The following is a 6,322-nucleotide window of genomic DNA, read 5'->3' as shown; positions in this document are numbered from 1 at the left end:
TATTCATAGTCGAAATAGACCGGGTAGAGGAATTTTCCCTTGTACGGTTCCAAAACACGGGCGCACAGCTGCGCTTCCTCCCGTGCCTCGTCAGGTGTGAGGGCGTAGGAAAACCAGTAGGCTCCGCACGCGATCCCCGCCTGAAGCGCCCCGGCGGCGTTGGCCGTGAATTGGGAGTCCTGCTGGGATGCGTGCTTGCCGTAGCCCGCGCGGAGGATCGCAAAGCCGATCCCCGCGTTTTTTACCTTTCCCCAGTCAATGGAGCCGTTATGGCTCGATACGTCAATTCCTTTCATGCTTCCTCCCTTCTCAGGACACCAGTTCCCACTGCCAGAGCCCCGGCGTTCCGGGCGCCCAGACGCAGGGGATCATGTCCCCGCCCTCGGCCACACGGTACACATGGCCCTCATAGCTGAAATACTGTCCCGCACGGCAGTCCATACCGTACACCCAGGGGATGGGATCCTCCTGCGTTCCGGCGTGCTCCGTCTCGATGGGACGGTAAACGGCGAGCATCCCCTCCCCGTGCGGCGGCTGGTTTTCCTGAGGCGTCACGCCGCCGGCCTGCACCACGCGGTACAGCGTTTCTCCGTCTCGCAGGACGCTTCCTTCCGCCAGCTTGTTTCCCGCCGCCAGCACATCCTCCCACATGGGGAAAAGCTCCGGCATGGCAAGCGCCTGATCGTCGGAAAGAGAGACGGAGGACGCGGCGAACACCCGTGCCGCTTCCACAGACTGCTGCGCCAGCCGCTCCGCCTGCTGTTCCTCCTCCCGGATGGCCTGAATACTGTCCTCCCGATGGTAAATCACTGGTAGTTCCCTCCAATCGACGAAATGTAGCACTCCCCGGAAGCTGTGCCGCGCGACAGGGTGGCGCGGAGCTTGACGCCCCAGGCGGACGCCGTCTTGGTTTTGTTGGTGAAAAAATATTTCTGATTGTTGAGCGCGTTCTGCGTGATGTTCTCCCAGGTGGGGGACGCGTCGTTGCCGTTGTTGCAGATTTCCACCTTCAGCGAGCTGCCCGCAGGAAATGCTCCCTGTACATTGACGATGCAGCGATCCGGCATGGCGTCGGCGGGCAGGGCGGCGGCGGTGGCGAATGTGCAGGATGTGACCTTTTTCGTAAAGGTCTGGGTGCGGGTAGTGGTCAGCCCCAGCGGATCCGTTGCCGTGATGGTGAGGGTGTGGCTGCCGTTGAGGATTTTTCGCCAGGCATCCGCCGAAAAGGTCAGCGTGTTGGCACTCCCCAGCGTCACCTTGTAGGTGCGCAGGGTGGTGCTGTCCAGCTTTTCCGTCACGTTGACTGTACCGCCCTGCGCATCCGTCACGGTGTACTGGTAGGACGGGATGTTTTCCCCGAAGCTTCCCAGATTTCCGTTGCTTCCGGAGATGACGGGAGCGGTGGCGTTTTTGGTGAAGGTTTGCGTGCGGGTGGCGGTTGCGCCCTGCGTGTCCTTTGCCGTGATGGTCAGCGTATGGCCCGCGTTGGACAGGCTTTTCCAGGTGGCGGTGGGGATCGTGAGTGTGTTTTTGTTTCCCAGGGAAACATTGTAGGTGCGCAGGGTGGTGCTGTCCACCTTTTCCGTCACACTCACGGTGCCGCCCTGGGCGTCCGTCACGGTGTATTGATACGTGGGGGGCGTGTCGCCGAAGGTACCGAGCGCGCCGTTTGAGCCGGAGATAACGGGCGGTGTGTTGTAGGAAATCGTATAGCATCCGTCGGAATCTGTTGTGGACGAAATAGTTAAAGAGCCTGACAGATTACAAGCGGGTCGCAGGCCGCAGTCGCTGACGTAGGCACCCTTCGCGATCAATGTGCCTTTGGTATAGACGTTGCTGGCATCGTCGGCCGACTCGGCCCGGGCGTCCCGCAGCCAGTAGGAATGCGCCTGATTGGCAAAAGATCCGAAGTTGGCGTCATCAGCGGCAGAGGCCGAGACGGTCGCGATGCGGCTGCTGTCGTCGCTAAAGATTGCCAGCTTGCTGCCGCATACATGGTCGCCAGAGAGAGCAACCTCCGTGCAGGACAGGGGAAAAATCTTGTCCGTACAGGTCTCAGTCCCGCCGCCGTCTGTCGAACTCTTGCCTACCGTGAGGGTGGTGGAAAGCAGAGCGGCTCGGTCGTTGGCTGTGAAGCCGTTGAGGAAGCCAGCGATAGTGTCATAGGGGCACTTACTTTGCCAGACGTGGTACGAGTCAGGCGCTTGATCCGCCGAGTGCTGCGCGGTATACCACTGACCGGCTCCAGCGTTGCTGTTGAGCCATTGGCGCAGGTTGGAGTAGATATAGCGGTTATTTCCGTAGTCTCTGCGGTCTCTGTACGTGTTGGAAGGCTCCTTAGCGTCGAAGCAGATTAGCTTGATGATCTGATTGGTCACAAGCGTTACGCTTCCGGAAGGATAGCCGCTGTGATTTTTGGCCGCCACCAGCCACACAATCGGCTTCCCATAGATGCTGCCAAACTTGACCTTGCTCTTTAAGGCCAGGCTGTTCAAAGTTGCCATTGTCCGATTTCACCCCCTTTCAGCATTCCAGCCGCGCCTTCGCGGTGTTCCACACGCCCGCCGTCACCGTGATGCCGGAGAGCGATGAGAAGGCCACCGTGAACGGGTTGCCGGTGATGTTCGTAAAGATTGCGTCCCAGAGCGTTGCGATCTTCGATTCGTTCATTGCCACACGCCCTGCCAGCTCCGCAACGTTTTCCCCAACCTCCGTGGAAATCTGCCCGGAGAGGGAATCCAGGTCGGCGCGGAGCTCTTCGATTTCGGAGGAAAGCTCTTCTGAGGACGCGGTCAGCTGCTCCGCATACGATGTCAGATCGGTGCGCAGGGACTTTGCTTCGTCCGCGTTCACCCGAAGCTGCGCGTCAATTTTTTCCGTCGTTTCGTTCACCACGGCAATGCTGTAATATTCTTCTTCCAGCGGGAGAGGGAGCTGGTAATTTTTTGTGCGGTCAGGCAAACTGAATCACCTCGTTTTCCAGATCTTCATGTGTGTATTGCGCAAGACAAGCGTGTGTGAAATTCGCAAGCTTACGGTGTGAATTGCGTTCCAGATCAAAATCAATCCAAAGAGCGGAGGGTACCACACGCTCGAGCAAATCCCGGATATCCTCCTGATAATTGCGCAGAGCAAGCGGGGCACGCACGCGCAGGGCGTTGTTGCCGGAAAAGAGCTCGATGGTAAATCCGCCCGCTCCGCATAACGTTTCCAGCTGAAGCCGGAGTGTGTGCAGGGTAAAGGGAAGCTGCTCGCACAGCCGGGCCAGCACGCGGGATCGCCGCTCGTCGAGTGTTTCCGTTGCGCGCGCGGAAATGTCGAGCATGTGTTCCCAGCGTGTGAGTGCGTAGTCGCCTGCGGTGCCGGCAAACTGATCGTCGAGCGCCCGGTCAAGCGCTTGCCACAGCGATTCAAACAAAGCTTGCTGTCCCGCGGCAATCGCCCGCAGCTCCCGATAGGGGCGCAGTGCGTCCGGAAGATAGTCGAAAAGCTTACGATCCATGCAGTACCCCTTCCACCGGCACCTCGTCGCCGGATAATTCCAGGTTGGATGCTTCTCTGCAAAGCGTGGTTCCTGTCACGTCCAGGATGCCGGGACAGGACAGAAAAGCGCTTTCCAACGCGCTGATCCGCACTGTCAGTCCATTGGAGGAGTCTGCCCAGGTTTTGCGCAGAGAGAGAAGATAGTCACGCGCCGCCTGCTCCAGATACGGGCGGCAGGCTTCCCAGCCCCAGCTGTCCTGGTAAGTGAAGGAAGCGGAAATTTCCACCTCCCGCCCCACGACGCCCTCCACAAGCACCACATGTCCGATCGGAGCGAAGCCTTTGCCTTCGCCTGTCTCGTCCTGCGGGTCGACCGCCTGCTGCACCTGCTCCACCAGCTCGGCCGACGGAGGGGAAAACGTGCTGTCCAGGATTGTCAGCCGTACCACGCCGCCCGTGGTCAGAAGTCCTTCCGACGCGGCGAGCGATACGCTGCTCAGCCACTGTGAGACGCTCTCCGGCGTCTCCTCCGGCAGGGCGGCAAACCAGTCCTCCCATTCCTCCGGCGGGCGCAGGTACTCCGGGGAAAGATTGCCGTTCCAGGCGCGATATACCTTCACGCCGCCCACGCCTGCGATGGCTCCCACCTTTTCGCGATAGTCCGCCGCGTTTCCGCCGAAAGCCTGCGAAACAAAGCTTGCGAGGTAGCGCGCGCGAAAGGCTTCCGTTTCCTCCTCGTCCGTGCCGGGGATCAGAAGCTCCTTTGCTGAAGCGCTCTGAAGCCCGGAGACATATTCCACCGGTGTCAGGCCGCCGGGAACATCGTTCCCCACGGTTCCTGCCGTCTCACAGCGCAGGCTGTACGAGCCCGGATCCAGCTTTTCCTCCACCGCGTAGTTGACCTCCCCGAGATTGAAGCGCGTTCCGATGGGGATTTCCAACGTCTGCGGCAGAAATTCCCCCCGGATCAGCGCGCAGGAGGCAGGCTTCGGCGTCAGCCCGCGTTCCGCCGCGCGCCGCAGCAGGTAAGGGCGTGAAGCCGTGTCCGCAAATGTCTCATTGAGCACCGCGTCGAGCTGGATATACAAATTCTGCGCTTCCGCCGCCGCTGGGGCCTGCCCGTACCAGAGCACGGAACCCTCGCGAGCGTCCAGTCCGGGCTGATCGGCCAGCGCTGCCGTCAGCATGGACGAAAGCAGCCCTTCATAAGTGATCTCCTCATACATTTACAGCGTCACCTCCTTGTCCTCGCGAAGCTCTCCGAAAACCGTCACAACGGTAAACGCCGCTGTCACCTTTCCGCCGCGCCCCGGCGTGAAGGTAAAGTCCCGCACGTCCGTGATGCGGTCATCCTGCAAAAGAGCCTCGCGGATTCTTCGTTCCAGCTCCGGGAGCACAAAGGAGAGCGGCTTGCCGAACAGATCCCGCAGTTCCACACCGTAATTCCAGCTGTGGATCAGCCACTCATACCGCTCCACCGAGAGAATGAGCCGGATCGCTTGTCTGACAGCGTCCAGCCCGTCAATCCACCCGGCGGTGCGCGCCTCCTCCTCCCGCAGGCGGAAGGTTTTCGAAGGCATGATTTCCCCGAAAACCGGCGGGGAGGAGGTGCTTGCGCGCGGCGTCATGCGGTTCCTCCCAAACGATCCAGCACCAGATACCGTCCGCCTCCCTGCATGCGCAGCAGAGCCACAAAATCCCCCGGCTCCAGATCGGAAAGGCGCTGGGGGACGATCAAAAATTCGCTTGTAAGCGCCAGCTTCTCCTCCACCTTGACGGAGAGGGGAGAGACGCCGGACACGCTGCCGAAGCGGAGCTCCAGCGGCTTTTTGGCCTGCACGGCCTCCACGGCCGCGCGCTTGACAAGCTCCACCGCAGATTCTGCCATAGTAGGTTCACTCTCCTTTTCTCAATTCCAAATCCATGGTGTGCGCCGTGCCTTGGAATACATGCCGGGCGCTCTCCACGGCCATCGTCCGGCTGGCACCGGGCAGATCCGTGAACAGGGAAACACCGGCCCGCACCGAGGGGTGGCCCGGCGCTCCCGTTACCGTCACGGTCAGGGAGGGCTCACTGTGAGCGCGCAGAAGGGAGGAGACACGCTGCTGTCCGCCGGTGGGATCCGAAAGCTTTTCAAAATATTGCAGCACGCCCCAGCGCTCCTCCAAGGCTTCATCCGCGCCCGAAAAAAGCTGGCGCACGCCGCGCCGTCCGTCCTCATAGAGCAGACGCACACGGGTATAGGTTTCGCTGTCGATGCTTTCCTCGCAGGAAAAACCCTGCACGGTGTCCCCGTCAAGCAGGAGGGGGAGGATCAGGCTTCCGGCGCTTTTCAGGCAAAGCCGTCCGAAGTCATCATACAGGACATACCGCCGTCCTGTGGCTTGATAGGTCTCATCCAGCGCGTTCTCAAGCATATCCCAGATAGGGACGTTTTCCTCCGTGCCCAGCGGGATCACATAGCCGGTATCCTCCACCGTGCCGAGCGAGAGCCGGAAATCAGCGGCCAGAATCCGCAGCAGATCGGAGGCTTTTTTCCCCGCGTAAACCAGTGTATCGCGGCTGCGCAGATAGCGGAGCTGGTCGTAAGCTGTGATCTGTACCTGGCGCCGGCCGGATTGTGTCCGTGTAAAAATGTAGCCGCAGAACAGCCCCTTGCCGTCCAGCCGCAGGCTCACGCGGCACCCCTCGCGCAGGACGGGAAAACCGTCGTCCTCCAGCACGGTGAACGAGAGCGTTCCCGGTGCGCCGCTGCGCTGTGTCGTCCATTCCACCCCGCCGAGCGTTACGGGCAGGAAGACAGAGCCGTCCTGCTCGGCAACCAGCTCAGCGGCCATGG

At 60.8% G+C, this 6,322-nt stretch carries 9 protein-coding genes; all 9 read right to left on the bottom strand.

From position 1 onward, the window contains the following. A partial coding sequence (locus tag B5F35_RS06100) for a GH25 family lysozyme (RefSeq protein WP_275532251.1) occupies positions 1-296 on the bottom strand: 296 nt, incomplete at its 3' end. Positions 297-309: 13 nt separating this feature from the next. Next, a complete protein-coding gene (locus B5F35_RS06095; protein WP_087239054.1) occupies positions 310-810 on the bottom strand; it encodes a hypothetical protein in 501 nt (166 codons plus the stop codon). Further along, a complete protein-coding gene (locus B5F35_RS06090; protein WP_087239053.1) occupies positions 807-2,504 on the bottom strand; it encodes a DUF6273 domain-containing protein in 1,698 nt (565 codons plus the stop codon). Before B5F35_RS06090 ends, B5F35_RS06095 begins: the two co-directional genes overlap by 4 nt. 19 nt (positions 2,505-2,523) lie before the next feature. Continuing rightward, entirely contained in the window at positions 2,524-2,961 is a 438-nt protein-coding gene (locus B5F35_RS06085; RefSeq protein WP_087239051.1) for a hypothetical protein, read from the bottom strand. Next, complete coding sequence (locus tag B5F35_RS06080) at positions 2,954-3,502, bottom strand: putative phage tail protein (RefSeq protein ID WP_087239049.1); 549 nt, start codon at positions 3,500-3,502, stop codon at positions 2,954-2,956. The genes B5F35_RS06085 and B5F35_RS06080 overlap by 8 nt, the downstream gene beginning before the upstream one ends. After that, a complete protein-coding gene (locus B5F35_RS06075) occupies positions 3,492-4,709 on the bottom strand; it encodes a baseplate J/gp47 family protein (protein WP_087239047.1) in 1,218 nt (405 codons plus the stop codon). Before B5F35_RS06075 ends, B5F35_RS06080 begins: the two co-directional genes overlap by 11 nt. Next, on the bottom strand, positions 4,710-5,111 hold the full coding sequence (locus B5F35_RS06070; protein ID WP_087239045.1) for a DUF2634 domain-containing protein: 402 nt from the start codon (positions 5,109-5,111) through the stop codon (positions 4,710-4,712). Continuing rightward, positions 5,108-5,371: a DUF2577 domain-containing protein gene (locus tag B5F35_RS06065; protein ID WP_087239043.1), complete on the bottom strand. Its 264-nt coding sequence runs from the start codon at positions 5,369-5,371 to the stop codon at positions 5,108-5,110. Before B5F35_RS06065 ends, B5F35_RS06070 begins: the two co-directional genes overlap by 4 nt. 7 nt (positions 5,372-5,378) lie before the next feature. Then, on the bottom strand, positions 5,379-6,320 hold the full coding sequence (locus B5F35_RS06060) for an XkdQ/YqbQ family protein (protein WP_087239042.1): 942 nt from the start codon (positions 6,318-6,320) through the stop codon (positions 5,379-5,381). Between the last annotated feature and the right edge of the window lie 2 nt (positions 6,321-6,322).

This window comes from Anaeromassilibacillus sp. An200 (assembly GCF_002160025.1).
GTDB classification, from domain to species: Bacteria; Bacillota; Clostridia; order Oscillospirales; family Acutalibacteraceae; genus Caccousia; species Caccousia stercoris.
The sequence above is the reverse complement of the archived record's forward strand: the minus strand, read 5'-3'. Positions and strand labels throughout refer to the sequence as shown.